This is a genomic window from Candidatus Aquiluna sp. UB-MaderosW2red (assembly GCF_900100865.1).
Taxonomy (GTDB): domain Bacteria; phylum Actinomycetota; class Actinomycetes; order Actinomycetales; family Microbacteriaceae; genus Aquiluna.
Map to the genome: position 1 here is coordinate 812,207 of NZ_LT627734.1, position 26,352 is coordinate 838,558.

The following is a 26,352-nucleotide window of genomic DNA, read 5'->3' on the forward strand; positions in this document are numbered from 1 at the left end:
GCCCGTGGCCCTAACTATCGGAATCGTCGGACTGCCCAATGTCGGCAAGTCAACCCTGTTCAACGCACTCACCAAGAACAACGTTCTGGCGGCAAACTACCCGTTTGCCACCATTGAACCAAACATCGGTGTGGTCAATCTGCCCGACCCCAGGCTGACGCGCCTTGCGGAGATATTTGGTTCGGAGAAGATACTGCCCGCTCCGGTGTCTTTTGTGGATATCGCAGGCATCGTGCGCGGAGCCTCGGTTGGTGAGGGGCTCGGCAATAAGTTTTTGGCTAACATCCGCGAGGCTGACGCAATAGCACAGGTGGTGCGCGGCTTCAGCGACTCCGACGTGGTTCACGTGGATGGCAAGGTAGATGCGAAATCTGACATCGAAACCATCAACACCGAATTGATTCTCGCGGATATGCAAACTCTCGAAAAGGCTCGGCCGAGAATTGAAAAGGAAGTCAAAACCAAAAAGGTGGAAGCTTCAGTTTTGGTTGCCATCGACGAGGCCTTGGCTGTTCTCAATAACGGAACTCCTTTGTCCCTGAGCAAGGTCGATCTTGAGCCAATCAAAGAGCTCGGCCTTTTGACAGCAAAACCAATCCTCTTTGTCTTCAACGTCGATGAGGGAATTCTCTCGGACCCCGCTCAGAAGAAGGCTTTGGCCGATCTGGTTGCCCCTGCGCAGGCGGTTTTTCTAGATGCCAAGGTCGAGTCGGAGCTGATTGATCTTTCCACCGAGGAAGCCAATGAGCTATTGCAGTCACTAGGTCAGGAGCAATCGGGGCTTGACCAGTTGGCACACATAGGTTTTCAGACTCTCGGGCTTCAGACCTATTTGACCGCAGGGCCAAAAGAAACTAGGGCTTGGACAATTAAAAAGGGAGCCAAAGCTCCGCAGGCAGCCGGTGTGATCCACACGGACTTTGAGCGCGGCTTTATTAAGGCAGAAATCGTCTCTTTTAGCGACCTAGATGCCAATGGCTCTATGAATGATGCTAAGGCGGCTGGCAAGGTGCGCATGGAGGGCAAGGAATACGTTATGCAAGATGGCGATGTGGTGGAGTTTAGGTTCAATGTCTAGTAGTTCCCAAGCAAACTAAGGGTTTTCAAATCGCTCGGCCAGCTTCCGAAATTACTGCTCGAGAAGGGCACGGGATCAAAGGCGGAGCCTAAGAGTCAGTCTTCGGTGGACGCCGAGCGGGCGGCGGAGGAACCTCCTTGGCAGCAAAGACATCAGCAAACATGATTGTGACCAGCTCTCGTTTGGTCTTTATAACGCAATAACTTTGCGTGCGGGAAATAAGAAAACCGACCGAGTCAGTGAACCCGTTTGTTATTCGCGTGCGCACTACGACCCGGGTCTCGAGTTTCACTTCTTTGAGAAACGCAACCGCATGTTCTTCCATCGGGCCGAGCCTAGCTCAGGGCTAAGAATGGAATTAGCAAGAGCGCTGTTCGGTGAATAAGTGAATAGCTGTCGGGTCCAGACTAAGTAGCTGAGCCCGAGAATAAATCAAGGAATGTCCTTTGAAGCCATAGCTCTTCTGACTCCCTCATGTTTGGTGCTGGTTTAGAGTTACCCGTTGTTCTGCTCAAAAGCTCTATTTTTAACTCTCTCGCGAAGCAAGCCAGCTTCGTAGGAGGTAACAGCAATAAGGGTGACTGCGACAAGCGGAAGCACGAACCAAAGCATTATCGAAGTAAAGCCCTCAGCGGCGTCGTGTTCGGTTGATGCAAGCACTAGGTAAGCGGTATAGGCAACGTAAAGAGCCACGAACATCCCACCTTCCCAGCGGGCTATGACAAAGCCCGTGAAGGCAATGGGCAGCAGGGCTATCGCGGTCGCAAGCATTAGTGGCATGTCCAGTGCAATTGCCGCCGAGGGAACCGGGATGCCCTCGCCGAAAATAATCGCCGGTAGCCCTAAAACGAGGCCGATATTAAAAATATTGCTGCCAACTATGTTTCCGACAGCCATGTCGGTTTCGCCGCGCCTAAGAGCAATGATAGAAGTTGCCAGCTCGGGTAGTGAGGTGCCGATGGCGACGACGGTGAGCCCGATGACTAGGCTGCTCACCCCAAGGTATGTGGCGATGTTGACGGCTCCAGTAACTAAAAATTGAGCACCAAGAACCAAAAGGCCAATGCCCGCGGCCAACAATATGGCGGCGAGCCAAAGTGGAACCGGCTTGGTGTTCAGTGCCGGTTCTACGGGGTCCAAATTGGGCCGGGAAGATTCTTTTTTGCCCATAACAATGCTTACGATTGTGTGCAGCACTAGCACTCCGAGCAACAGCACACCATCGAAAAGACTGATTTTTCCATCAAGACTCACTGCCACCAGCAGAATCGTAAGCCCCACCATCACTGGGATGTCGAAGCGCACAATTTGTCGCTTGATGACTAGCGGGCTAATGATTGCGGAGATGCCGAGAATCAGAAGAATATTCACAATGTTGCTGCCAACAACATTTCCCACTGCCAGATCTGGCTCACCGTCGATGACTGCCCCCACTGTCACCGCAAATTCCGGTGCGGATGTCGCCGCAGAAACAACTACCAAACCTATTATCAGTGGGGAAAGACCGACTTTAGCGGCCAGAGTAGAGGCACCCCTAACAAGGGCCTCTCCGCCCAAAACTAGAAGAACAAGGCCCACAAGTACTAAAACGATGTCAATAATATTCACCCCTGAAGCTTACATTTTTCACAAGGCCCTTAGCCTGAGAGTCCAGTGCTACTTGCTCAAGCATCCTTAATTGCAGTGAGGGCCAGCTCTAATCTTTCGGCAAGATACTCGCTCAGGGGTCGAAGGGCCGAGTCCGGGGCGCTAGGGATCCAGCGAACCAGAAGCTTGGATTCTTGATTGGAATCAATTCTGAGCACCAATGGGCCGTGCTCTTTAGTTAGAGCTAGGGGATCATTTAGTGGAATCGGGCGAGCGTCAATCAAAACGGTTCTATTTTCAGGAAACCGAGCTCTAAGAAGCTTGTCTTTGAGGCTTTGACGAACCTGAGCGTTTTGAGATTGATGGTCCGGGGCTACCTGTCGGCTGGCTCTAACTATTTTTCCTGGTTCAAACACCTCACCCTGAGAGGTGACAAAAAGCGCACCTATCAAAAATCCCTCCCCAGCTTTTTTGAAAGTCTCGGGCCTGGGAATTAGTCCTAGCATTCGGTGCGCAGGAATGGTCTTTGCGAGCTGCTCGGGGGTTGCTCCGGCTTCCTGCAGCTTTTCTGCGACGCTCGCGAGCAGGTCTATTGCCTGCGTAATCGCCATAAGGGAATCCATAAAAAGTAATCGTGCCGAATAAGAGTGAGAGTTGCAAGGCAAAACGACACTTGAGTCCCATCAGACTTTGATGAGCTAACCTCTAATGATGTCTCGTAAAGGTCTCATACTCTTTAGTCTCGCCGGCCTCTTTTGGGGCATTCCATATTTTCTGATTGCAATTGCACTGGAGAGTTTTTCTACTCCAACCATTGTGTTCGCTAGAACGGCTATCGGGGCAATAATTTTGATTCCCTACGCGATCAAAACTGGCTCCTTGAAACCGGCGCTGAAAGCTTGGCCCTTCGTTTTATTATTTGCGGCTTTAGAGATGATCGGCCCTTGGTTCTTGATCACCGAGGCTCAAAAGCATATTTCCTCGGGGCTTGCCGGCCTTCTAATTGCGACGGTCCCGTTCTATGCCGTGGCCATTTTGGCGCTTTTTTTCAAGGACCGATCCGCATTGCGCCCAGTGCCTTTGGCCGGCATGGCAATCGGATTTTTAGGGGTCGGGATAATCATTGGGATTGATTCGATTGTGGGGGACACCAGCGCGATATGGATTGGCGCAGTGGTGCTAGCCGCACTCGGTTATGCCAGCGCCGCAATTATGGCAAATCGAAAGTTGGGCGAGGTTCCAATCGCGGGCACAATCGGTCTTTCAATGCTGATTGTCTCTCTGGTGTATTCCATTCCTGCAAGCTCATTCATTCCCAAAGAGATTGCAAGTAATCCACCACTGGAATCTTGGTTGGCGATTTTAGCTCTAGGGGTAGTCTGCTCCGCCCTGGCTTTTGTGATATTTTTCAGATTGCTTCGGGAGGTTGGTGCGGTCAAGGCAACCCTTATAACCTATGTAAATACGGCAGTTGCGATTTTACTAGGCACCGTTTTCTTGTCTGAGCCCATAACTCCTGGGCTAATTGCCGGCATTCCGCTTATCGCGATTGGGTTATATCTTTCGACTAAATCACCAGGCATTAAAAAGAGGCCGAGGCGATTCGCTTCCTATGAGGATTCGAGTTCCTAACTTTTCTGAGAATCTTCACAATTGTCAGGGCGTTTTATTTAATTTCGTTTACACTTTTTAAATGTCGACTCTAAGCCCAGCAAGACCGCTCACAAATTTCAACCTAATCCTCACTCAGGTGCGAGATGCGGGCCTCATGCGTAAGCGTCCGAGCTTTTACATCATTCGACTGGCAGCCATCTCGATAATCGCAATTGCCCTGTGGGTAGCGGCCGGATTTATAGCTAGCGCCGTCAACAGCTCGCAGTGGTGGATCATCGCAGGTTTTGCTCTTGCCGGGCTCCTGGGAGTCATGAGCGCTCAGTACGGCTTTATTGCCCACGAGGCTTCTCACCGACAGGTATTCACTAACAACAAAGCGAACGATTGGTTGGGTCTAATTCTCGCTAATCTCTTCGCGGGTCTGAGCTATGGCTTCTGGCTAAAAAAGCACAATAAGCACCACCAGCGCCCCAACCAAATTGGCGAAGACCCAGATATCGCGATTCGCGTCCTTAGCTTCACCACCGAGTCCAAGGAATCGAAAAAGGGTCTTGAGCGTTGGGCCTCAGATCGACAGGGTTACCTATTCCCATTCCTTCTTTTATTCACGGGTTTTGACTTATTGCTGGACTCGGTCGCCGGCATGAAGCGCAAGGATCGCACACTCAAGATTCGTCTCTTGGAGTTCTCACTGATGGTCATTCGCCAGACCGCCCCTTATATCGTGATGGGTCTGATGTTTGGTTGGCTCTGGGCGATTGCACTTTGGTTCTTTATGATGATGACCTTTGGTTTTTTCATGGGTGCGGCCTTTGCCCCAAACCACAAGGGCATGCCGTTGGTTGAGAAAAATTCAAAGCTGGATTTCTTCGAGCGGCAAGTACTCACTTCCCGAAACATTCGAGGCAGCTGGTTGAAGGACAACCTAATGGGCGGTCTCAACTATCAGGTGGAGCACCACCTATTCCCCTCAATGGCTCGTCCAAATCTTCGCAAGGCTCACGTCATTGTTAGCGAGTTCTGCAGAAAAAACGAAATCACCCTGGTAGAAATGAACCTTTTTTCCAGCTACCTCGCGATCATGAAGCACCTAAACAAGGTTGGCCTGAGCAATAATGCCGATCCCTTTAATTGCCCAATGGTTGCAGAGCTAAGACCTCGTAGCTAATCTTTTTTGAATCAGACCTGAGGAATATTTAGGTCGAGGCAATTTGCACTGATCATCCGATTCGGTGGATTATTTGGGTAAATGCTTATTGATTCAAGCAAACTGCGGGCAAGAGCCAAGCCTTAGATTACGTAGTAATCCTCGCCGGTCATTGGCAAAAGTCTGGCATTGACACCCACGGCAACTGTGCCATTTGGCATGCTTCGAGTTACCACCGCATTGGCGCCAACTGCACAATCGTTTCCGATTTCGATGTTTCCGATGAGCTTGGAACCCGCGCCGAGTATTACTCTGTCGCCAACGGTTGGGTGTCTTTTAACTGGCTCCAGAGTCTTTCCGCCCAGAGTTACCCCGTGATAAATCAAAACGTCGTCTCCGATTACGGCGGTCTCTCCGATAACTACTCCAACCCCGTGATCAATCACTAACCTTTTTCCAATGACAGCGCCGGGGTGTATTTCTATTGCTGTGTAAAATTTTGCGTGGTTTGAAACCATTCGGGCCAGGATTCTGCGCTTTCGCTTCCAGAGCCAATGCGCAGATCGATAAAGCCAGATCGCGTGCAGGCCGGGAGAAGTTAGGAATAGTTCGAATCCGGTCAGGGTGGCCGGATCTCTTTCGAGCCCGGCTCTAATGTCTTCGCGAATGCTCAATTCTTCGGCAGGTACTGCTCTTGGAGGTCTCGATAAAGGGTTGAAGAAACATACCTCTCCCCAAACGACGGCACCAGGACGACAATGATTTTCCCGGCAAATTCTGGTCTACGAGCAACCTCTCGAGCGGCGTAAAGTGCTGCGCCCGAGGAGATGCCTGCCAAAATACCCTCTTCACTGGATGCCCTGCGGGCGAATTCAAACGCCTTATCGTTCTCCACGCTGATGACCTCGTCATAACTCGAAGGGTCAAGCACCTTGGGGATAAAGTTTGGGCCAATCCCAGCCAGCGGGTGACCTGCGGCTTTGCCGCCGGTCAGTAGCGGTGAGGCTGCTGGTTGAACTGCAAAAGTTTTGATCTTCGGGTTGTGCTGTTTGAGTCGCTGGCTAGTTCCGGTGATTGTTCCACCAGTTCCCGATCCGGCAACAAATGCGGCCACTTTGCCTTCGGTGTCACGCCAAATTTCCTCAGCAGTGGTGTTTCGGTGAATTTCTGGCCCAGCCTCGTTTTCGAACTGGCGAACCATGACTGCGCCTTCGATACTGCGGCCTAGTTCTTCTGCTTTTGCAACAGAACCAGTCATGCCCTCGGCTGCCGGGGTGAGAATCAGTTCGGCTCCGTAGGCACGAATCAGGATTTTGCGCTCCAGGCTCATGGAGTCGGGCATAACGATAATTGTTCGGTAGCCGCGAGCAGCCCCGACCATGGCGAGAGAAATTCCAGTGTTTCCACTTGTGGCTTCAATGATTGTGCCGCCGGGTTGTAATTCGCCAGAGGCTTCCGCCGAATCGACCATGGCTATTCCCAAACGATCTTTGACCGAACTTGATGGGTTATAAAACTCTAATTTTGCCAGCACACGGGCTTCTGCTCCGTCGGTGATGTGATTTAGCTGCACCAAAGGCGTGTTTCCAAATACTTCGGTGATGTTGTTGTAAATTTTCATCGAACTCCGTTGCTTATTGACTCGTGAAGTGTAACCAGAATTGAGTTGGTTTGTTCCTAGCGTTACTGATAATGACTTTGGAGGTCAATTATCACGACCCTCTCAGCTAATTCTGAGTAGGGCTAGATAACCTTCGCTCACTATGAAGATAATTGCACTCGCCCTAGCGGCTTCAGCCTCCCTTGCCCTTTCCGGATGCAGCATTGAGGAACTCACCGCAACGGCCGCGGATGCCGCGGCCTGCACTGCCGCAGAGTCGACCATAACAGCGACCATAGATGCCTATAATTCTGGGCTAGTTGACTCCGGGGTTATTGCGCAGCTGGACACCTTGATAGGCGCTCAAGTAAGGTCCCTATTGTCTACTCAGTTGGCCGCTGACTTTTCAGAACTGACTGCGACCTTGTCAAAGTCAGACCCCTCGGTGGCCGCCTCGGCCAAGATTGATGAATTACAGGCTTCGATTGCTGAGCGCTGCTCTGCAGTGGGAGTCTCGTTCGGGAATTAGTCGCAACTAGGGACCCTAAGACCCGCGGGTCGGTATTGTTGGGGCATGAGCGAATCTCCCGAGTTACATCCAGATCGAAACCTTGCAATGGAGCTTGTGCGGGCCACAGAGGCCGCCGCAATCAGAGCTTTTCCGTTCATTGGTAAAGGGCAGAAGAATGCCGCTGATGGCGCTGCAGTGGATGCTATGCGGGCATTTTTAGGCACCGTGAACTTCGAGGGACTGGTAGTCATCGGGGAGGGCGAAAAAGACGATGCCCCGATGCTTTTTAATGGCGAACTGGTAGGCAATGGTTTTGGGCCAAAGGTGGACATCGCCGTGGATCCGATTGATGGCACCTCGCTCACCGCGGCCGGAAGGCAAAACGCAATTTCTGTAATCGCGGTTGCCGATCGAGGATCGATGCTCGATGCCTCTTCGGTTTTCAAGATGAACAAGTTAGTCACCGGTCCAGCCGGTGTTGGGGTTTGCGATATTCGGTTACCGATCGCTGAGAATATCCGCCGCTATGCGAAAAGTTATGGCAAGGCTGTTGATGAAGTGGTGGTCGCAATCCTGGACCGTGACTATAACGCAGAGCTGATAAGTGAGGTCAGAGCGGCCGGTGCCGGCACCAGATTGCTTCTGGATGGTGATGTGGCAGGTGGCATTCAGGCCGCCAGAGACGAAGCCAGGATCGACATATGTGCCGGAATCGGCGGCTCCCCAGAAGGAATTGTGACAGCTTGCGGGATCAGAGCGCTTGGCGGCTTTATGCAGGGAATCCTGACTCCTCGCGAGGACCATGAGTTTGAAAATGGCGAGGCGGCGGGCCTGAAATTCGAATACGTCTATGAGATGAATGAAATGGTGGCTTCAGATAACACCTTTTTTGTTGCAACCGGGGTCACCGACGGCACTTTGTTGTCCGGTGTAAAAAAACGCGGAGACACAGTTCATACCGAGTCGATTGTGATTCGCGGAAGAAGCGGCACGACCCGCAAGGTGTTCGCTGAGTACCAGGCTTCGCGCTGGCTTTAGTGCTTTAGTTCGTCATCCACGAAGTGGTTTTTAGCAAGCTGTAATCCTGCTAGAAGGCTCAGCGCCGAGATTGCGAAGAGCAACCAAAGGGTTAGCTCCCAGCCCCCGGTGACCTGCCGCAAAACGCCAACTGAGAAGACGATTATTGTGGCGAATATGTAGCTCATTCCTTGGCCAAAGGCGCTAACCGCCAAGACGGTAGAGCGCTCTCTAGATCTTAGGTTGAATAAGGTCAGTGCTAGCGGAAACATCGAGGGCCCAAGACCATAAAGCATTACCCAGAGCCAAAGGCTTTCATTGCCTGAGAAAAGAATGCCAAGGGTACCCACGATTCCCATCGTCCCTGAGAACCAAACTATGTATTTATGAGAGTTGTGGTATCTGGTCGCCAGAATCGGTACAAGGAGCGAAGCGGGTAAACCCATCAACGCGAAAAGCGAGAGCAAAAGCCCGCCCTGGGCCACCGTCACTTGGTTGTGTTCGATCAAAAGTAGCGGTAACCAAGCGAAGCTCACGTAACCCAACACCGAGGTCATGCCCTGGGTGGCGGCTATGGCGATTGCAGTGGGGGAGCGCCAAATAGCTTTTTGTGCCCCACGCTCCGCGGCGCGTTTTTCAGGAGTTGATTTTTTTCGCAATCCAATCAGCGGCACCAGGGTGAGTGCCGCCAAGATTGCCCATTGGCCAAGCGAAAAGCGCCAGCCAGCCGCTTCGGCCACCGGAACCGCAACCAGCGACCCTGTGGTTGCCGACAAGGCGGTGAGTGAGATATAGATTGAGGTCACCAGGCCAACCCGATGTGCGAAGTATTTTCGAACCATCACCGGCAATAACACATTGCCAATTCCCACCCCGAGTAAAGCCAGCAGGCTCCCGAAAAACAATGAGGTTGAGTCCCAGGCCAAGGCCCTAATAAGGTGACCCGACACAATCATCAACACGGTGAGAGTTAGGGTGCGCTCAACACCCAATCTTCTAGTGGGTCGATAGCTCAACGAGGTGGCAATCGCGAATGCCATTGGGGCTGCAATCCCCAAAAGGCCGATGGTGACAATTGGCAACGAGATCTCGGTTTGGATGTAGGTCACTATCGGGGAGAAGCTTGAAACCGCGGTTCGAAGATTTAATGCGAGCAACCCAATGGCAAATGCGGCCAAGATGCTTCCGGTTTTTTGCTTCATCTATTGACTAAGTGGTCAGCTCTGATTGAAAGCTACGATGCAATAAAGAGTTTGTGGCCAGAATGCTTGAAGAGTCCTCGGTTAGTTCTCCGAAAAGATCGGTGATAGACCCACCGGCCTCCAAGATAATCGGAACCAGGGCGGCAATATCGTGAATCTTTAGGTCGTGCTCGCAAACCATGTCGATGCTCCCCTCAGCCAAGTACATGTAGCTTAAAAAATCCCCAAAGGCGCGCGTTCGCCATACCTTGCGGCTTAGTGAGATCAGGTTTTCGAGCATGCCAGCTTGATCCCACTGCTGCATCGAGTTGTAGCTAATCGAAGAATCACCGAGGTCTGCAACTTTGGAAACATCGAGACTTCTGACGCTTCCGTCGACATCCTTGGTGAATGCGCCGTTTCCAAGCTTCGCCCACCAGCGCCTGCCTAAAGCTGGGGCCGAAACCACCGAGGTGGTAATGATTCCGTTTTCCCGAAGGGCAATCAGGCTGGCCCAGATTGGTAAACCGCGAAGGTAGTTTGCCGTGCCATCGATTGGGTCAATAATCCAAACTCGCTCGGAGCCCAAAGTGTTCTCAAACTCCTCGCCAATCACACCATCACCCGGGGAGTGTAAATCGATAATCTGGCGCAATTTCAATTCAACAGCTTTGTCGGCATCGGTAACCGGAGTGCGATCGGGCTTGGTTTCCACCAAAAGGTCGACACTTCGAAAGCGAGTGAGGGAAATTTCATCTGCGGCATTGGCAAGCAGAATCGCCAGGTCTAGATCGTTCATCACTTGGTTTAATCTACCGACTGGATCGAGAGAATTAGTCTCCTAAAGGAATCTAGTCGAAGCTCCTGCAGAACACCCTCGGCCGCTTGGTCATCCAGCGAGCAATCTGGTGCCTCTATCATGTGGGAGCAGCCCCTGGGGCATTTTTCTGCGGCAAGCGCCAGATCACTAAAGCCTTTGAGCACCCCGGCGGCATCTATCCCGCTGAGACCAAAGGTCCTAATTCCCGGGGTGTCGATCAACCAGCCACCATGGGCGTGGATCGCCTTGGCCGATGAGGAGGTGTGCTTTCCGCGCCCGGTAACTAAATTCACTTCGCCGGTTGGTCTTTGGTAGTTGGGGGCTAGTTGGTTAATCAGAGTTGTCTTGCCCACTCCCGAATGGCCAACAAAAACCGTAGTGTGATTTTCGAGTAGGCTCGCCAGTCGGTCAATTTGCGGCTCATCTTTTCGGTATTTAATTATCTCTAAATCGAAACCGCGAAAGTTTTCCAGAAACTCATCGGGGTCCTTGAGATCGCACTTGGTCATGACCAAAATCGGCTTTAGGCCTGCGTGGTATCCGGCCACTAGATAGCGATCCACCAGCCTGGGTCTTGGCTCCGGGTTTTCACTTGCCATTACGATAACTAATTGATCGGCGTTCGCAACAATGGTTTGCTCAGCCCCCTCGCCATCTTCGGAGGTTCTAGTTAGCTGAGAGCTTCTGGGTTCACGTCTAACTATTCTCGCAAGCGAGCCTTTATCTGAAGAAACATCCCCATCCAGCGCGACTCGGTCGCAAGTCACGCAACCGTCTTTGCGCATGTCCTTGGCCAGGGTCGCCAGCACCTCTATCCCGCTATCTAGCAACACCCGATATCTTGCTAAATGAACCTCAAGCACCATACCCACCGGAGCGTTATCGAAATTAGGTCGTCGCTTGGTTCTGGGCCTAGAACCTTTGGGGTTGGGCCTGATTTTGACATCGTCTTCGTCTAGGTCGTGGCGATTCTGCGGTTCATAAAGCCAGCTCACTCGATGCCCAGCATGGTTTCCCAAAGAGCCACAAAATCCGGCATGGTCTTTTGGGTGGTTTGAATATTTTCGATCTCAATACCCTTTACCCGCAAGCCGATAACGGCTCCAGCAGTAGCCATCCGGTGATCTTCATAGCTTTGCCATTGCGCACCGTGCAGGGTTCCGGGCTGAATCTCAATTCCATCGGGTAATTCGGTGGCATTGCCGCCAATCCGATTAATCTCGGTGCAAAGCGCAAAGAGTCGATCGGTTTCATGACCGCGCAGGTGCGCTATCCCGGTGATGCGGGAGGGGGAGTCGGCCAGGGCCGCCAAGGCCGCAATCACCGGTGCCAGCTCCCCACCGATTGATAGATCGATATCGATTCCGGATATTGACCCGCCTCCTGAAACCACCAGGTCGCCATCCTTGAGCTCAACCTCAGCGCCCATTTGGGGCAGGATTTGTCGAAATTCGTCTCCCACTTGGGTTGTGTTTGCCGGCCAGTTTTTGATTCTTAGGTTCCCACCAGCCACCAGCACAGCGGCCAAAAATGGCCCGGCGTTAGATAAATCGGGCTCAATGATTACTGTGCCCCCGGAGACCAGGCCCGGCTCTACCCGCCAGGTGCGCTCATCAATTCGCTTGGCTTTCACGCCTCGGTTTCTTAGAACAGCTAGCGTCATCTCGATGTGAGGAGCTGACGGCAGCTCGTTCCCATTATGTTTTAGAGTTAGCCCCTCTTGGAACCGAGCCGCCACAAGCAATAAGCCGGAGACGAACTGGCTGGATTTAGAAGCGTCAATTTCCAGCTCACCGCCACGCACGAATCCATTTCCATGAACGCTCAGCGGTAATGAATTAGTCTCCGATTCAACATTGACCCCCAGCTCTCGAAGGGAGTCGATGGTGGTTTTCATGGGGCGTTTTCTAGCCCCGAGGTCGCCATCAAACTGGGTTTCACCCTTAGCAAGAGCGGCCAATGGCGGCAAAAATCTCATGACCGTGCCGGCCAAGCCGCAATCAACTTTTGCTGGCCCTATAAGCTCACTCGGGATGACCAATAGGTCCTCACCTTGCCATTCAAACTTTGTGCCCAAGCCCTCCAATGCCTGAATCATCAGCAGGGTGTCTCTGGATTTCAGTGGAGAAATGAGAGTAGAAGGGGCCATCGCAATTGCCGAGAGCACCAATTCTCGATTGGTGAGAGATTTAGAGCCGGGAAGCGAAATGCTTGCGTCCAGGGCTTTGCCCAAGGGCGCTTTCCAATAGGTGTGCTCAGCTGTCATCAGCTCAAAGATACCCTAGCCAGGGCCCTCGAGCTAAAAGGTACTAAATCTCAAAATGCTAGAATTTAGTAATGACCGATACGCAATTAGAGCCGGAATCTGGACTTAAACACCTACCGATTTCTTTATTTGCCGCCGTCATGGGTTTTGCGGGCCTCACAATTGCAACGAAAAAACTCGAAGAAATGTTCGAACTGCCAACCATCGGCTCGACCATGTTGCTTGTTTTTTCTATTGCTATCTGGTTGTTGGTTTTTGTTGCCTACGCCCTCAAAGCGTTGCGTTATCCCGAAGCCGTGATTGAGGAACTAGATCACCCGGTTCGGTTGAGTTTTTTTCCGACCGCAGCAATTGGGTTATTGCTGATTGCCATACCGCTGGTTGAAATAAATGAGCTGCTGGCCAATTTGATTTGGTGGATTGGCGCCCTGGGCCAGCTTGGCCTAATGCTTCTTATCTTGGACCGTTGGATTCATAAGGAGCACTTCAAGCTCGAGCACAACTCCCCGGCCTGGTTTATCCCCGTGGTCGGCAACCTGGTTGTCCCTTTGGCGGGCGTCGAACTTGGTTATGTTGCGCTTTCCTATTTCTTTTTTGCGATCGGAATATTCTTCTGGCTGCCACTTTTGGCAATCAGCCTGAACCGCGCCTTCTTTTTTCCTGCAATACCCAAGAAACTATTGCCAACCCTGTTTATTCTGATCGCACCGCCCGCGGTAGCTTTTTTGGCCTGGGTGAGACTCCAGCAAAATGAAATTGATGATTTTGCGGTGCTGATTTACTTTTTTGGGCTATTCACCACGCTGATGCTGGTCTCCCAGGCCAAGCGATTTATGAATTTGGATTTTGGCCTGCCCTGGTGGGCTTTTACTTTTCCGCTGACTGCCATCACCGTGGCTAGTTTTCGATTCTATGAACTTGTTCCTCAACTTCAGTATCAGATCATTGCTCTTTCGCTTTATGCGGTGACGGTGCTGGTGGTTGCCATGGTCTTCGCCGCGACACTTTTCGGCTTTTGGCGCAAAGAAATTTGCGTTCCAGAATAGCTAGCTGGACGGTTAGACTCATTTTCAATGCCTAATCCAAAATCAGAGTCACTCGTCTTATTTGAGGCGCAAGCATTGCCCTTGATGCCCCAGCTTTATGGAGCGGCACTTCGCTGGACCAGAAACCCATCGGATGCTGAAGATCTAGTTCAAGAAACCTTTGCCAAGGCATTTAACGCTTGGGCCAAATTCGAGCAAGGCACTAACCTCAAGGCCTGGCTCTTTAGAATCATGACCAACACCCATATCAATCTTTATAACAAGCGCGGCCGGGACAAGGCCAAAACGGCGCTGGATGACCTAGAGGACTGGCAGGTGGGCCAAGGTGAGTCTTTGACCGCTACCAGATCAAAGTCTGCCGAGCTCGAGGCTCTTGACAACTTGCCGTCTCAGGTGATTCGAGACGCTCTAGATCAGATTCCAGAAGAGTTCCGAATGGTGGTTTATTACGCGATAGTGGAGGGGCTGCCCTACGCTGAGATTGCTGGGGTTATGGATACACCGGTTGGCACCGTAATGTCTAGACTTCACCGCGGGAAGAAATTACTAAAAACATTGTTGTCTGAATATGCCGTCCAAGAAGGCTATGGATTAGAAAAAGGAGCCAAACTCGAATGAAGCAGGTAGATTGCGACGAAGTTAAACGCAACGTTCACGAGTACATTCACGCAGAGTTGATGGATTTGGAGCTCAACACCCTCACGAGCCATCTTGCCAATTGCGATTCGTGCGAGGATCACTACGACATCGAGGTCGTTCTCAATCAGGTGATTTTGCGCTCTTGCGACGAAGTTCCGACCAAGGAATTGGCTGAGCGCGTGATGAATCGCTTGATGCAGATTCAGACCAACTCTTAGTCGCTGGGTTCCGCAAGCCCCAACCAGTCAAACCAGCCTCTATTTAGAACAAGCCAGGCAATTAGACCGTAGCCCACCTGGCCAGGCAGTCTCCTTTGATGACTTTGCACCTCTGCCAACCAACCCTCGTGTTCGCGAAGCGGCTTAAAGCAATCCACAAAAATAATATTCCTGCGCCGCACGACGTCTTCAAAGCCAGCGCAAAGATGTTCTAACTCGTGATCAAACTCGGTCACCCCGGTCGGTGCCGGACCCACGACAAAAATCTTTACCCCTTCGCGCATCGCGTCATCCAGAAGTGAGGCCAGGTTGAGTCTGGATCGCGAAATCGTGATTGCCGCTGAAATGTCTGCAGCGCTCAGCGCTAAGACCAGGTAGTTTTCGCTCTCCGGAGTGAAGCGAAGCATCGCTTCTGATCTCCAGCGCTCCAATAACTTACTGGTAGTTTCGCCCACCATGGCCAGTGGAAAAAAAGCAACATCCTCGCCCTGCGGCAGCCTAGCCTGAACCCTACCGAGCCAACCCAGGCCCTTCGGGTCGCCAGCACCGGTGAGGAGTTCATCACCGAGCACCACCACCCTTAGGGAACGCAATGTTGCTAGGCCCCGAAGGCTCGCTGAATCAAATCAGCTTGCTCGGTCGCATGACGCTTCGCCGAGCCAGAGGCCGGCGAAGCTGAGGCTGGACGAGAGATTGCACGAAGGTTGAGTCCGTACCTGGGCATAAATAGCCCCATATAGGTCCAAGGACCCTGGTTTACGGGCTCATCTTGCACCCAGATCAATTCGGCATTCGGGAACTGCCCCACGGCTTGGCGCATCTCTTCAACCGGAGTTGGGTAAAGCTGCTCAATTCTTATAATCGCGGTCTGGCCATCATTTCGCTTCTGGCTTTCTGCCAAAAGATCCCAGTAGATTTTTCCAGAACAGAATAAGACGCGCTTGACGTTGTTTGGGTCTAGCCCCTGCTCGTCATTAATCAGCGGCCTAAACGAACCATTGGTGAAATCCTCCACCGAAGAAGATGCCGCCTTGAGGCGAAGCATCGATTTGGGGGCGAAGACTATAAGAGGCCTTTTTGGGGTGGTGTATGCCTGGCGCCTAAGGAGGTGAAAATGCGAGGCCGGGGTTGAAGGCTGCGCCACGGTCATGTTATTTTCGGCGCACAGCTGCAAGAATCGTTCAATCCTTGCGGATGAGTGGTCTGGCCCCTGGCCCTCGTACCCGTGGGGCAGAAGTAATACCAAAGAGGAGTGTTGGCTCCATTTTTGCTCTGCAGAGGTAATGAACTCATCCACCACGATTTGAGCACCGTTCACAAAATCACCGAACTGGGCTTCCCAAAGAGTGAGTGTCGCCGGCTCTTCAACCGAGTAACCATACTCAAAGCCCATGGTCGCATATTCACTCAGAAGAGAATTATAAACATCGAATCGAGCCTGATTTTCGGAGATGTATTTCAGCGGTGTCCACTCTTGGCCGGTTTCACGATCGTGAAAGACTGCGTGCCGCTGTACAAAAGTGCCGCGACGCGAATCTTGACCGACAAGGCGCACGTTGATGCCCTCTAATAAAAGCGACCCAAATGCCATTAGCTCGCCGTAACCCCAATCAATGCCGCCATCGCGGCTCATCTCTTGACGCTTTTGCAGTAGTTGAGCGAGCTTTGGGTGAACACTGAAGCCATCGGGCTGGTTGGCGTGTGCGTTGCCTATCGCGTCGACTATCTCTTTGGCTATGGCGGTTGGTCTAATAAGCTCTTGTTTCTCGCTGGCTGTTGTTCCGATGCCTTGTGGGCGAGTTAGAAGCGGAACTGGCTGTGACATCGCTTCGTGAACATCGACAAAAGCTTGCTCCAATGATTTTTGGAATGAGGCGTTGGCCTGGTCGAACTCTTCCTGGGAGATATCTCCGCGACCAATGAGGTTCTCCATGTAAAGGGTCCTGACGCTGCGCTTGGCCTCTACCAAGTTATACATCAGCGGCTGGGTCATCGAAGGATCATCGCCTTCGTTGTGGCCGCGCCTGCGGTAACAAACGATGTCAATTACGACATCTTTTTGGAAGTCTCGGCGGTATTCAAAGGCGAGCTTTGAAACTCTTACTACCGCTTCTGGGTCGTCACCGTTAACGTGGAAAATCGGCGCTTGAATACTCTTTGCAATATCTGTCGAGTAAACCGAAGACCTGGAGTCTTTTGGCAAAGTTGTGAAACCAACCTGGTTATTGACCACGATGTGGATTGTTCCCCCGACTTTATAGGCTTCCAGCTGCGACATGTTTAGAGTCTCAGGAACCACACCCTGGCCCGCGAATGCGGCGTCACCGTGAATCAAAACTGGCAGCACCGGATAGTTGTCGGGGTTGCCCATGCGATCTTGTTTGGCCCTAACGATTCCCTCGAGCACCGGGTTCACGGCCTCTAGGTGAGAAGGGTTAGCGGCGAGTGAGACTTTGATTTGCGAGCCGTGTCCCGAGGTGAAGATACCTTCGGTCCCCAGGTGATACTTGACATCTCCCGAGCCTTGAACACTTTTTAGGTCCAGGGACCCTTCAAACTCTCGAAATACCTGACCGTAAGTCTTCCCCGCGATATTGGTAAGAACATTTAGCCTGCCGCGGTGAGCCATTCCGATGGCAACCTCATCGAGTTGCGAATCGGCCGCTTGCTGCAATATTTCATCCAGGGCGGGTATCAGTGACTCGCTACCTTCTAGAGAAAATCGCTTTTGACCCACGAACTTGGTTTGCAAGAAGGTCTCAAAGGCCTCGGCCTCGTTGAGCTTATTTAGAATTCGAAACTGCTCAGCCTTGCTGGGTTTCTCATACGGGCGCTCGAGCTTATTTTGAAACCATTGTCTCTCGATGGGATTTTGGATGTGCATGTATTCCACGCCGATGGTGCGGCAGTAGCTATCGCGCAAAATCCCGAGCATGTTTCTAAACTTCGCCTTGGATCGGCCACCAAAGCCGGCCGTCTTAAAGGTTCTATCGAGGTCCCAAAGGCTTAGCCCGTAGGTTCTGATGTCTAGATCCGAGTGCCAGCGTTGGACATATTCAAGCGGGTCGATGTCGGCAATCAGGTGCCCTCGCACTCTGAATGCGTTGATATATTCTTGGATCCTGGTGTTTTTACCGGATTGGTCGGCAAGGTCCCAGTGAAAATCGCTTACCCACATCACAGGCGTGTAGGGGATTCGCATATCGGAATAGATTTTCTCGTAGAAACTTCTTTCGCCAAGTAGCAGCTCATTCACAATCTTGAGAAACTCACCGGATCCAGCACCTTGAATAACACGGTGATCGTAGGTTGAGGTGAGGGTGAGAATCTTCCCGAGTCCCTGCTGCGCCAAGACTTCTTCGGCCATCCCCTGGTACTGAGCTGGATAATCCAGTGCTCCAACTCCAACTATGCAGCCTTGACCCCTTGTGAGCCTTGGAACCGAATGCACAGTCCCGATACCGCCAGGGTTAGTGAGTGAAATGGTGGTACCCGCGAAATCCTCGGCGGTGAGCTTATTGTCCCTAGCCTTTTTCACCAACGCCTCGTAAGCGAAAAGAAATTCTGAGAAGTTTAGATTCTGAGCTCGCTTGATGTTTGGGACTAGCAGTGCTCGGGAGCCATCCGGCTTAGGGATATCGATTGCGAGTCCGAAGTTCACATTGGCCGGCGAAACTAGTGCTGGCTTACCATCAACCTCATCGTAAAAAACGTTTTGGCTTGGGAATTCTTTGATTGCCTGAACTACCGCGTAACCAATTAGGTGCGTGAAGGAGATCTTGCCGCCACGAGTTCGCTTCAGGTGGGAGTTGATAACGATGCGGTTGTCGATCATAACTTTTGCTGCGACCTGGCGAACACTAGTTGCGGTTGGCATCGAAAGCGAGGCGTCCATATTGGTCGCCAAAGTTTTCGACATGCCACGCAGGATCGTAATCTCTGGTTCGTCACTTACTTGCTCAATCGCAAGCGGAATGGTTCCGGTAGCCGGCAGGTCTGCTGGGACCGGAGTGGTTTTTGGGGCCTCATCAGTTGTCTTTGCGACCGGAATTGTGATGGCCTCGGTTGGCGGGGCGGGAGCGTCGGCATCAAATGCCTGAACAATCGTCGAGTCAGTATCGATGATCGTGATTGATCCGGTGGCCGGTTCGCCCGAATCAAAGCTATTAGCCGGCTCGGGAGCAGGCGCAGTTTGGGGCTTTGCCTGAGCAAGATGGTAGCGCTCTAAAATTTGCCACCAGGATTTATCTACCGAGTCTGGGTTTACTAGCCACTGGCCATACATTTCGGCGACTAACCACTCGTTGGCGCCGAAATCTGATTCGGAATTGTGACTGTCTTTATCCGACAAGGATGCCCCTTTGAACGAAAACTCTTTGAAAATCTTGCCAAGTCTAATGCTTCAGCGAGTTATAGTGAACTCACTAATGGAGCATGATAAACCTAAGACCCTAGAGGTAAGCGCTTGAGCGACTACCTCCTGCTAGCCGTTGGCCTGGCACTGATCTTTGGTACCGGCTTATTTGTGGCAAGCGAATTCTCGCTCATCAACCTCGAGCGCATCGAGCTTGAAAGCCGCAGGGAAGGTGGCGAAAAGGGCCTAGATAGGCCAATTGCCGCGCTGATTAAGACCTCCACCCACCTTTCTGCCGCCCAGCTGGGAATCACTCTGACCACTCTTTTAACGGGGTTCGTGGCAGAGCCTTCGCTGTCGCGACTGCTCAGTCCTTGGCTCGGAACTTTTGGGCTCGACGAAGGGGCAATTTCGGCTATTGCTTTGGTTTTGGCAATGACTATCGCCACGATCTTTTCTTTTTTGATAGGCGAATTGGTGCCAAAGAATATGGCACTTAGCGAGCCACTCAAAGTTCTTAAGCTTGTAGTTCGCTTTCAGACCGGGTTCACCTGGATATTCGGGCCGATTGTGAAGGTCTTAAATGACAACGGCAACTGGCTGGTAAGAAAATTCGGTGTCGAGCCCAGAGAAGAGCTATCGAGTGCTAGAACAGCGGAGGAATTGGCATCCCTGGTCAGAAGAAGCGCATATCTAGGTTCATTAGAAAAAGACACCGCGCAACTTTTAGAAAAGACCATCTCAATGTCCACTCTGGTGGCGAGCGACATCATGACCCCGCGTCCGAAAATGTATTCTCTAGAACGCGATCAAAGCGCCCAAGACCTGGTTCTTTTAGCCAAAGCCACCGGGCACTCAAGATTCCCAGTGACCGGCGAGGACTCCGATGACATAGTGGGCGTGGTCCACCTAAAGCGCGCCGTCTCGGTGCCATATGCCAGGCGAGATCAGGTTCCAGTGAGTGCTTTGATGATTGATCCGATTCGGGTACCGGAGACCATGTCTTTAGACCGACTTATTTTGCAATTGCGGGGAAGAGGACTGCAGTTTGGAATTGTGGTCGATGAATATGGCGGCACTGCTGGAATCGCGACCCTGGAGGATGCGGTAGAGGAGCTGGTTGGCGAGCTCGCCGATGAGCATGACCGTTCTAGAAGTGGTATTTCCCGATACGAAAATGGCTCAATGACCTTTAGTGGATTGACTAGACCGCTAGAGCTTGCCGAGTTCGGGGTGATGGTCGCAGAAGACGATGATTACGACACAATAGCTGGCTTCTTGATGGCGGAACTTGGCGAAATTCCCGAGGTTGGGAATCAGGTTGAGATTGCCGCAGGGGTGCTAAGCGTGCTGCGGATGGATGGGCGCCGGGTGGATCGAGTGAAATTCACGCCTGCGAATTCAAACCTCGAGGTGAATGACGAATGAGCGATCTAATCGGGCTGGTCTGGCTGGTTGTATTACTTGCGAGTAATGCGTTTTTTGTCGGTGCGGAATTCGCTGTTATTTCGGCGCGCCGCGCTCAGATTGAGCCCCTGGCAGAGGCTGGCAATAGAGCTGCCAAGATAACCCTAAAGGGAATGGAGCGGGTTTCACTAATGCTCGCGACCGCTCAACTGGGCATCACGGTTTCATCGCTTCTGATTTTGGTTATTGCCGAGCCCGCAATTCACCACCTGCTCGAGATTCCTTTTTCCGCCATCGGCTTGAGCTACACGGCCGCTTCGGTGACCTCTTTCGTAATTGCGCTTTTGATAGTCACTTATCTCCACGTGGTGCTGGGGGAGATGCTTCCCAAAAACCTAGCTATTTCCGTTCCCACCAGGGCCTCCTTGCTTTTGACCCCAATTCTCTACTTTGTCTCCCAGCTAGTGAAGCCGCTGGTTTGGTTCATGAATACGATTTCTAATGGAATCCTCAGGGTCTTTGGTTTTGAACCAAGGAATGAGGCGGATAGTGCTTTCACGCTCGAAGAAGTGGGAGACATTGTTACCGAATCAACCCGCGAGGGAATGCTCTCCGATGGCTCGGGTGCGATTTCAAAGGCCTTCGAATTCACTGAAAAAATAGTTGTTGACATCGCGGTTCCAATTGAGAATCTGATCACTTTAGAAATTGGGACTACGGCAGCAACGCTTCAGGCGATGGTTGCCGGGCACGGTTTTAGTCGCTATCCGGTAATCGATAAGAATCAAGAAATCATCGGTTATTGGCACCTGAAGGACGCTTTAGCAGAATCTGAATCTCAGATGGAGCTACCTCTTCCAACTAAAAAACTGCGCGCCATGATCTCGATCCCTGAGACCCTCGAGCTAGAGGATGCCCTGGCTCAGATGCGCCGGGCGGGTGCCCATATCGCTAGGAGCTTCTCGGCAAACGGAATGATCGTAGGTTGTCTATTTTTAGAGGACATCATCGAAGAGCTGGTTGGCGAAATTGAAGATGTGACTACTCGTTAGTCACATCTTTTTGCTCCACCAAAATCAATTTCAGTAATTTTTGGAGCCTGTGCTTTTTAGAAACTAAGCCACCGGCCACTTTCCTCGTTCGTACTGAGTTGGCCAACTCACCTCTTCGCCCAGCTCATGGGCAGCCCGTAGGGCGAAATAAGGGTCTCTAAGAAACTCCCGACCCACCATTGCAACATCTGCTTGGCCGGAAGCGATAATAACTTCGGCTTGTGTGGCATCTGTGATTTGACCAACTGCTATCACATCAGCTTGGGTTGCCAATTTGGCGCTCTGGGCAAAGCCGACTTGATAGCCTGGCCCGGTCGGAATTTTGACTCCAGTCACGAGTCCTCCTGATGAAAGATCAAATAGGTCAACGCCCAATTCTTTGCACCAAATGGCGACCTGGTTGGTTTGGGCTTGGTCCCAGCCGCCTTCAACGTAATCGGTGGCGCTAAACCGAATCATCAGCGGCATGCCCTCTGGAATTACCAACCTCACTGCCTGCACTATTTCGGTAAGGAACCTGGCTCGATTTTCAAGACTCCCGCCATATTCATCTTGGCGCTTATTGGTGATGGGGGATAAAAACTGGTGAATGAGGTAGCCGTGGGCGGCGTGAATCTCCAGCGCGTCAAAACCTGCCAATACGGCATTCTTAGCGGCATTGGCAAAATCTTGAACAAGACCGGGTATCTCGTTTGTGGTCAGCATTCTTGGTGAGGCGTAGCCTTCAAAAGCAACATCGGTGGCCGAATAGGTTTCCCAGCCGCCCTCACTTTTACCAACGGTTTTATTAGCTTGGCCCATTGACGCCTTGCGACCAGCGTGGGCGAGCTGAATCGCACTTTTAGACCCCTCGGCTCTAATGAAGTCGGTAACTATCTTCCAAGCGGTGACCTGGACATCATTCCAGATTCCTGGACACCAAAGACTGATTCTCCCCTCCGGATTCACTGCGCTGGCCTCGGCCATTACTAGACCAGAACCACCGACCGCCCTGGAGCCTAGATGAACCAGGTGCCACTGGCCAACAACGCCGTCTTCTTGCCTGCACGAATACATACACATGGGTGATACCCAGAGGCGATTCTTAACTTCGAGTTCGCGGATTTTTATCGGGGTGAAAAGTTTGCTCATTGGGGTAATTTCTCTAACTTCGGGTTGGCCAGGACAATAAATAGTCCAAGCACGACCCCCCAGCCTATTGCCACATCAAGGGTAAAGAAATTTGTTAGTAGCCCAATTATCGAAGGACCCGCCAAGCCGCCGATGTAGGTAATGCCGACCACTCTGGCCATGTTTCGGCCCGAGTGACTCGCTTCACCGATTTCGCCTGCTGCTGCAAATAGCTGCGGCACAACTCCGGAAACACCGAGCCCCAAAAAGAACCAAAGAATCAGTGAGGTTTCGGGGTTGGGGGCAAAAGCCTGAGCAAGAATCGCAAAGGCTGCCATCAAAGAGCCCCACTTGATTATGAATCCACGGCCACGAACCTCAACGATTCGGTCAATAAAGATCCTCCCGAGAATCATGCCAATGTTGAAAGCGATCAACCCTCCGGCGGCGGCGGCAACACTGAGACCTTGAATATCGATTAGATAAAGAGCGGACCAGTCCTGAGCTACGCCCTCGATGATGGCGCCGGCAGCCGCCATTAGGCCCGCAAGAATCACAAAACCTAGAACCCGACGGTTGGCCTTACCGGCCGCCCTATTCTCTATTTTTTGGCTCTTTTGGGCATTTGGCTCATTTGGCAAAAGCCAATTGGCAAGGAAAACACCGATTAGCGCAAGCAGGCCGCCAACTACGGGCAGGGTTTGGCTCTGGGAAAAGCCAGCTTGAATGGTCAAAAGACCAAGGCCGGCTCCAACAAGCCCTCCGACCGACCAAAAGAGGTGGAAAAATGTGAAGATTCTGCGCTTATTGACCCTTTCGACCTGCAGGGCCGCCGCGTTCATTGGCACATCAATCCCCGAAAGCCCGAAGCCGATGCCAATTACCGCAAGACCTAACCAAAATACCGAATCCGCAAAGGCTGGACCAAAAAGTGACAAGCCGATAACCACGCCACCGATTCTGGTTGTGGTTTTTGCCCCGACGTGGTCAATCATCCAGCCGGCAAGCTGCATTGCGGCAAAGCCGCCTAAGCCCGAGAGCATCAGCAATAAGCCAAGAGTCGAGTAGCTAATGCCGACTGTCTCTAAAACCAGCGGAATATGAACCGCCCAAAGAGCCAGCGCGCTGCCCCCCGAGAGGAAAAAGAAGGAGACGGCAATTTTAGATTTTAATAAAGGCACCTGGTTATGTTAGGGCGCTAATAGAGTTCTGAGCTCGTTACCGACGGCTTCGAGTTCAATTAAAAAGCCATCGTGTCCATATTCGCTGGAAATGACCTTGAGTCCGCCGCCAATTAGTTCGCCCGCGATTCCATCGGCGATCACTTCTTGGCCGCTCACTGGAAATAATCGGTCGCTATCGACCCCCAAGACAAGGGTCGGGCAGGTGATTTTTGATAGAGCGGCCTTGGTTGACTCACGACCCCTTGCAACATCGTGGGAGCTCATCGCACTCACCAGGGTGATATAGCTATTTGCATCGAAGCGACGAACAAACTTGTTTCCGTGAAAATCCAAGTAGCTCTCGACCGCATACTTTCCGGCATCGTTTATCGGGCTCACCTTCGACTGCCAGCTTCTCCCAAAGCGCTCGTTGAGCTCTTTGGGGGAGCGGTAGTTCAAAAGAGCCATTCTTCTGGCAAGTGCCAAGCCCTTATGGGGGCCAAAGCCCGGCTTGGCCTGGTAGTAGTGCCCGTCCTTGAAATTCGCATCCGATCTAATTGCCTCTAGCTGAACTGTGTTGAGCGCAATCTGGTCAGCCGTTGCATAGGGCGGAGCCGCAAGAATTGCCAGCCTCCCAAGCGAGTCGGGGTTAGTGATCGCCATTTCTAGAGCGTGCATGCCCGCCATCGATCCTCCGATAATGGCAAACCACTTACTGATTCCCAATTGATTTCCAAGCTCCACAAAAGCATCCGCCTGATCACGAATCGTGAGCCATGGAAAATCGGAGCCGTATTCAATCCCCTTTGGGTTCAAAGATGCGGGCCCGGTGGAACCCTGGCAGCCACCCAAAACATTTGGCGTGATTACAAAAAACCGATCGGTGTCAACCGCCAGCCCCGGGCCAATGAGGCCATTCCACCAACCCGATGTTAGGTGTCCTGGGCCAGAATTCCCTGAGGTGTGACTGTCTCCGGTGAGGGCGTGCAACACTAAAACCGCATTTGATTTATCCGCGTTTAGCTCACCCCAGCTTTCATAGGCCAGTCGCGCTCTTTGAAGCACTTGGCCTGATTCGAGCCTGATGTCAAACGCCTCGGAGAACTTGCGATTGCCTAATTCATCCCCAGCCATAAAGGCTCCGGAGGCCGGAGGCCTTCCAACCAGCTGACGACGCTGCTCCTCGGTAATAAATTCCGAGGGAGCAGAGTCTTCAGATAACTGGAAATCCATTACTTGGCAGCCGCAAAACCCTTCTGCAGATCAATAATTAGATCGTCATAGGTTTCGAGGCCAACCGAAAGCCTGACCATGCCGGTTGTTACACCGGCTGAGGCAAGATCCTCGGGTGAAAGCTGAGAGTGAGTGGTCGAAGCGGGGTGAATTACCAGTGAGCGAACGTCGCCGATGTTGGCAACGTGACTGAACAGCTCCAGTCCTTCGACGAACTTGATTCCGGACTCTACGCCGCCGGCGATTTCGAACGAGACAATGGCACCGGCACCCTTTGGGGAGTAGAGCTTTTGGGCCTCGTGGTAGGGGCTTGATTCAAGCCCTGCGAAGTTGACGCTCAAAACCTGCGGCTGAGCTTCGAGCCACTTGGCAACTTTGGTCGCGTTTTCTACGTGACGCTCCATTCTGAGGCTCAAAGTCTCGATGCCCTGAATCAGCGAGAAGGCCGTGTCAGGCGAAACCGCAGCACCAATATCGCGCAGTAGTTGCACGCGGGCCTTGATTATGTAGGCAATTCCATCGCCTAGGGCCTCGGTGTAGACCACGCCATGGTAGCTGGGGTCTGGCTTGGTGAGTCCTGGGAACTTATCGGATTTTGACCATTCGAATTTGCCACCATCAACAATGGCGCCAGCCACTACTGTGCCGTGGCCACCCAAGAACTTTGTGGCCGAGTGCACGACGATATCGGCGCCGAACTCGAAGGGCTTCACCAAATAGGGGGTAGCCACAGTGTTATCAACTATTAGCGGCACTCCGTTTTTATGAGCCAGATCCGCAACCTTGCGAATGTCGAGGATTGAGACCTTTGGGTTTCCGATGGTCTCTGCGAAAAACAACTTGGTGTTTGGCCGAACTGCTGCTTGCCACTGAGCCGCGTCATCCTGGTCTGTGACAAAAGTGGCCTCGATGCCGATTTTCTTCAAGGTGTATTTGAAAAGGTTGTAGGTGCCGCCATACAGCTGGGCGCTTGCCACGATGTGATCGCCGGCTTCTGCAATATTCAGAACTGCAAAGGTGGTGGCGGACTGGCCCGATGCTAGCAAGAGTGCTGCGGTGCCGCCTTCTAGAGCCGCAATGCGCTTCTCAGCGACATCCTGAGTCGGGTTCATGATGCGGGTGTAAATGTTTCCAAATTCGGCCAGACCGAATAGTTTCCTGGCGTGCTCAGCAGAGTTGAATGTGTAGGCGGTGGTCTTGTAGATCGGAACCGCTCTGGCGTTGGTGGCGGGGTCACTAACTGCGCCAGCGTGAATCTGAGTAGTCTCAAAACCCCAGTTTGGGTTAGTAGTCATTGTTTTATCCTCGT

The 26,352-nt window shown here is 52.1% G+C and carries 25 protein-coding genes; 10 read left to right on the plus strand and 15 right to left on the minus strand.

What is annotated here, in order from left to right:
* Positions 1–4 precede the first annotated feature (4 nt).
* Positions 5–1,078, plus strand: a complete 1,074-nt coding sequence (gene ychF / locus BLP47_RS04230) for a redox-regulated ATPase YchF (protein ID WP_091850665.1) — start codon at positions 5–7, stop codon at positions 1,076–1,078.
* Positions 1,079–1,166: 88 nt separating this feature from the next.
* Here the strand turns inward: ychF and BLP47_RS04235 are convergent, their stop codons facing one another.
* The 3 genes from BLP47_RS04235 to BLP47_RS04245 all read right to left on the minus strand — a co-directional run bounded on the left by BLP47_RS04235 (position 1,167) and on the right by BLP47_RS04245 (position 3,276).
* On the minus strand, positions 1,167–1,403 hold the full coding sequence (locus tag BLP47_RS04235) for a hypothetical protein (RefSeq protein WP_091850667.1): 237 nt from the start codon (positions 1,401–1,403) through the stop codon (positions 1,167–1,169).
* Positions 1,404–1,573: 170 nt separating this feature from the next.
* Positions 1,574–2,686, minus strand: a complete 1,113-nt coding sequence (locus BLP47_RS04240) for a calcium/sodium antiporter (RefSeq protein WP_091850669.1) — start codon at positions 2,684–2,686, stop codon at positions 1,574–1,576.
* 56 nt (positions 2,687–2,742) lie between these two features.
* Entirely contained in the window at positions 2,743–3,276 is a 534-nt protein-coding gene (locus tag BLP47_RS04245; RefSeq protein ID WP_091850671.1) for a hypothetical protein, read from the minus strand.
* A 100-nt stretch (positions 3,277–3,376) separates the two neighbouring features.
* On the opposite strand from BLP47_RS04245, the gene BLP47_RS04250 reads away from it, so the two are divergent.
* Both BLP47_RS04250 and BLP47_RS04255 read left to right on the plus strand, forming a co-directional pair.
* Positions 3,377–4,297: a DMT family transporter gene (locus BLP47_RS04250; RefSeq protein WP_172807174.1), complete on the plus strand. Its 921-nt coding sequence runs from the start codon at positions 3,377–3,379 to the stop codon at positions 4,295–4,297.
* 61 nt (positions 4,298–4,358) lie between these two features.
* Complete coding sequence (locus BLP47_RS04255; RefSeq protein ID WP_091850675.1) at positions 4,359–5,447, plus strand: acyl-CoA desaturase; 1,089 nt, start codon at positions 4,359–4,361, stop codon at positions 5,445–5,447.
* Positions 5,448–5,569: 122 nt separating this feature from the next.
* On the opposite strand, the gene cysE is transcribed toward BLP47_RS04255, so the two are convergent.
* Together cysE and cysK are read right to left on the minus strand one after the other, a co-directional pair.
* On the minus strand, positions 5,570–6,100 hold the full coding sequence (cysE, locus tag BLP47_RS04260; protein WP_091850677.1) for a serine O-acetyltransferase: 531 nt from the start codon (positions 6,098–6,100) through the stop codon (positions 5,570–5,572).
* Positions 6,097–7,047: a cysteine synthase A gene (gene cysK / locus BLP47_RS04265; protein ID WP_091850679.1), complete on the minus strand. Its 951-nt coding sequence runs from the start codon at positions 7,045–7,047 to the stop codon at positions 6,097–6,099. Before cysK ends, cysE begins: the two co-directional genes overlap by 4 nt.
* Before the next feature lie 142 nt (positions 7,048–7,189).
* Here cysK and BLP47_RS04270 point away from each other — a divergent pair, with 142 nt between their 5' ends.
* Both BLP47_RS04270 and glpX read left to right on the plus strand, forming a co-directional pair.
* Positions 7,190–7,555: a hypothetical protein gene (locus tag BLP47_RS04270; RefSeq protein WP_091850681.1), complete on the plus strand. Its 366-nt coding sequence runs from the start codon at positions 7,190–7,192 to the stop codon at positions 7,553–7,555.
* 45 nt (positions 7,556–7,600) lie between these two features.
* Positions 7,601–8,575, plus strand: coding sequence for a class II fructose-bisphosphatase (gene glpX, locus BLP47_RS04275; protein ID WP_091850683.1), 975 nt, complete (start codon positions 7,601–7,603; stop codon positions 8,573–8,575).
* Here glpX and BLP47_RS04280 read toward each other — a convergent pair.
* Genes BLP47_RS04280 through aroA form a run of 4 tightly spaced genes read right to left on the minus strand, consistent with a single transcriptional unit; the run spans position 8,572 to position 12,821 of the window.
* Positions 8,572–9,756, minus strand: a complete 1,185-nt coding sequence (locus tag BLP47_RS04280) for a CynX/NimT family MFS transporter (RefSeq protein WP_091850685.1) — start codon at positions 9,754–9,756, stop codon at positions 8,572–8,574. The genes glpX and BLP47_RS04280 overlap by 4 nt on opposite strands.
* Positions 9,757–9,763: 7 nt before the next feature.
* Positions 9,764–10,534 (minus strand): inositol monophosphatase family protein, encoded by a 771-nt coding sequence (locus BLP47_RS04285; RefSeq protein WP_091850687.1) that lies wholly within the window; start codon positions 10,532–10,534, stop codon positions 9,764–9,766.
* A gap of 8 nt (positions 10,535–10,542) precedes the next feature.
* Positions 10,543–11,550, minus strand: a complete 1,008-nt coding sequence (gene rsgA / locus BLP47_RS04290) for a ribosome small subunit-dependent GTPase A (protein WP_091850689.1) — start codon at positions 11,548–11,550, stop codon at positions 10,543–10,545.
* Positions 11,547–12,821 (minus strand): 3-phosphoshikimate 1-carboxyvinyltransferase, encoded by a 1,275-nt coding sequence (gene aroA / locus BLP47_RS04295; protein WP_091850691.1) that lies wholly within the window; start codon positions 12,819–12,821, stop codon positions 11,547–11,549. The genes rsgA and aroA overlap by 4 nt, the downstream gene beginning before the upstream one ends.
* A gap of 71 nt (positions 12,822–12,892) precedes the next feature.
* On the opposite strand from aroA, the gene BLP47_RS04300 reads away from it, so the two are divergent.
* From BLP47_RS04300 to BLP47_RS04310, 3 genes are read left to right on the plus strand one after another with little or no spacing between them, the layout of a single operon-like run.
* A complete protein-coding gene (locus tag BLP47_RS04300) occupies positions 12,893–13,867 on the plus strand; it encodes an SLAC1 anion channel family protein (RefSeq protein ID WP_091850693.1) in 975 nt (324 codons plus the stop codon).
* Positions 13,868–13,894: 27 nt separating this feature from the next.
* On the plus strand, positions 13,895–14,485 hold the full coding sequence (locus BLP47_RS04305) for a sigma-70 family RNA polymerase sigma factor (protein ID WP_091850695.1): 591 nt from the start codon (positions 13,895–13,897) through the stop codon (positions 14,483–14,485).
* Complete coding sequence (locus BLP47_RS04310; RefSeq protein WP_091850697.1) at positions 14,482–14,724, plus strand: zf-HC2 domain-containing protein; 243 nt, start codon at positions 14,482–14,484, stop codon at positions 14,722–14,724. The genes BLP47_RS04305 and BLP47_RS04310 overlap by 4 nt, the downstream gene beginning before the upstream one ends.
* Here the strand turns inward: BLP47_RS04310 and BLP47_RS04315 are convergent.
* Both BLP47_RS04315 and BLP47_RS04320 read right to left on the minus strand, forming a co-directional pair.
* On the minus strand, positions 14,721–15,317 hold the full coding sequence (locus tag BLP47_RS04315; protein ID WP_249883405.1) for a GDSL-type esterase/lipase family protein: 597 nt from the start codon (positions 15,315–15,317) through the stop codon (positions 14,721–14,723). The two genes, BLP47_RS04310 and BLP47_RS04315, sit on opposite strands and share 4 nt — an antisense overlap.
* Positions 15,318–15,322: 5 nt before the next feature.
* Positions 15,323–19,075 (minus strand): multifunctional oxoglutarate decarboxylase/oxoglutarate dehydrogenase thiamine pyrophosphate-binding subunit/dihydrolipoyllysine-residue succinyltransferase subunit, encoded by a 3,753-nt coding sequence (locus BLP47_RS04320; RefSeq protein WP_091850699.1) that lies wholly within the window; start codon positions 19,073–19,075, stop codon positions 15,323–15,325.
* Between the two features lie 114 nt (positions 19,076–19,189).
* Between BLP47_RS04320 and BLP47_RS04325 the strand changes: the two genes are divergently transcribed.
* Both BLP47_RS04325 and BLP47_RS04330 read left to right on the plus strand, forming a co-directional pair.
* The gene (locus tag BLP47_RS04325) at positions 19,190–20,506 is read left to right on the plus strand and encodes a hemolysin family protein (RefSeq protein WP_091850701.1); all 1,317 of its coding nucleotides are present in this window, start codon (positions 19,190–19,192) and stop codon (positions 20,504–20,506) included.
* Positions 20,503–21,537 carry a hemolysin family protein gene (locus tag BLP47_RS04330; protein WP_091850703.1) on the plus strand — a complete coding sequence of 345 codons (1,035 nt, stop codon included), beginning with the start codon at positions 20,503–20,505 and terminating at the stop codon, positions 21,535–21,537. Before BLP47_RS04325 ends, BLP47_RS04330 begins: the two co-directional genes overlap by 4 nt.
* A 63-nt stretch (positions 21,538–21,600) precedes the next feature.
* Here BLP47_RS04330 and BLP47_RS04335 read toward each other — a convergent pair whose 3' ends face one another.
* Genes BLP47_RS04335 through BLP47_RS04350 form a run of 4 tightly spaced genes read right to left on the minus strand, consistent with a single transcriptional unit; the run spans position 21,601 to position 26,338 of the window.
* Entirely contained in the window at positions 21,601–22,668 is a 1,068-nt protein-coding gene (locus tag BLP47_RS04335; RefSeq protein WP_091850705.1) for an NADH:flavin oxidoreductase/NADH oxidase, read from the minus strand.
* On the minus strand, positions 22,665–23,828 hold the full coding sequence (locus BLP47_RS04340; protein WP_091850707.1) for an MFS transporter: 1,164 nt from the start codon (positions 23,826–23,828) through the stop codon (positions 22,665–22,667). Before BLP47_RS04340 ends, BLP47_RS04335 begins: the two co-directional genes overlap by 4 nt.
* 9 nt (positions 23,829–23,837) lie before the next feature.
* Positions 23,838–25,043, minus strand: coding sequence for a homoserine O-acetyltransferase (locus tag BLP47_RS04345; protein ID WP_091850709.1), 1,206 nt, complete (start codon positions 25,041–25,043; stop codon positions 23,838–23,840).
* A complete protein-coding gene (locus BLP47_RS04350; RefSeq protein ID WP_091850711.1) occupies positions 25,043–26,338 on the minus strand; it encodes a bifunctional o-acetylhomoserine/o-acetylserine sulfhydrylase in 1,296 nt (431 codons plus the stop codon). Before BLP47_RS04350 ends, BLP47_RS04345 begins: the two co-directional genes overlap by 1 nt.
* Between the last annotated feature and the right edge of the window lie 14 nt (positions 26,339–26,352).

What these genes read in the sequence shown, in the direction of transcription:
- BLP47_RS04235 (WP_091850667.1), bottom strand. Translation starts at nt 1,403, where the DNA reads ATGGAAGAACATGCGGTTGCGTTTCTCAAAGAAGTGAAACTCGAGACC.
- BLP47_RS04245 (WP_091850671.1), bottom strand. Translation starts at nt 3,276, where the DNA reads ATGGCGATTACGCAGGCAATAGACCTGCTCGCGAGCGTCGCAGAAAAG.
- BLP47_RS04250 (WP_172807174.1), top strand. Translation starts at nt 3,377, where the DNA reads ATGTCTCGTAAAGGTCTCATACTCTTTAGTCTCGCCGGCCTCTTTTGG.
- BLP47_RS04255 (WP_091850675.1), top strand. Translation starts at nt 4,359, where the DNA reads ATGTCGACTCTAAGCCCAGCAAGACCGCTCACAAATTTCAACCTAATC.
- cysK (WP_091850679.1), bottom strand. Translation starts at nt 7,047, where the DNA reads ATGAAAATTTACAACAACATCACCGAAGTATTTGGAAACACGCCTTTG.
- BLP47_RS04270 (WP_091850681.1), top strand. Translation starts at nt 7,190, where the DNA reads ATGAAGATAATTGCACTCGCCCTAGCGGCTTCAGCCTCCCTTGCCCTT.
- glpX (WP_091850683.1), top strand. Translation starts at nt 7,601, where the DNA reads ATGAGCGAATCTCCCGAGTTACATCCAGATCGAAACCTTGCAATGGAG.
- BLP47_RS04280 (WP_091850685.1), bottom strand. Translation starts at nt 9,756, where the DNA reads ATGAAGCAAAAAACCGGAAGCATCTTGGCCGCATTTGCCATTGGGTTG.
- BLP47_RS04285 (WP_091850687.1), bottom strand. Translation starts at nt 10,534, where the DNA reads ATGAACGATCTAGACCTGGCGATTCTGCTTGCCAATGCCGCAGATGAA.
- aroA (WP_091850691.1), bottom strand. Translation starts at nt 12,821, where the DNA reads ATGACAGCTGAGCACACCTATTGGAAAGCGCCCTTGGGCAAAGCCCTG.
- BLP47_RS04300 (WP_091850693.1), top strand. Translation starts at nt 12,893, where the DNA reads ATGACCGATACGCAATTAGAGCCGGAATCTGGACTTAAACACCTACCG.
- BLP47_RS04305 (WP_091850695.1), top strand. Translation starts at nt 13,895, where the DNA reads ATGCCTAATCCAAAATCAGAGTCACTCGTCTTATTTGAGGCGCAAGCA.
- BLP47_RS04310 (WP_091850697.1), top strand. Translation starts at nt 14,482, where the DNA reads ATGAAGCAGGTAGATTGCGACGAAGTTAAACGCAACGTTCACGAGTAC.
- BLP47_RS04330 (WP_091850703.1), top strand. Translation starts at nt 20,503, where the DNA reads ATGAGCGATCTAATCGGGCTGGTCTGGCTGGTTGTATTACTTGCGAGT.
- BLP47_RS04335 (WP_091850705.1), bottom strand. Translation starts at nt 22,668, where the DNA reads ATGAGCAAACTTTTCACCCCGATAAAAATCCGCGAACTCGAAGTTAAG.
- BLP47_RS04345 (WP_091850709.1), bottom strand. Translation starts at nt 25,043, where the DNA reads ATGGATTTCCAGTTATCTGAAGACTCTGCTCCCTCGGAATTTATTACC.
- BLP47_RS04350 (WP_091850711.1), bottom strand. Translation starts at nt 26,338, where the DNA reads ATGACTACTAACCCAAACTGGGGTTTTGAGACTACTCAGATTCACGCT.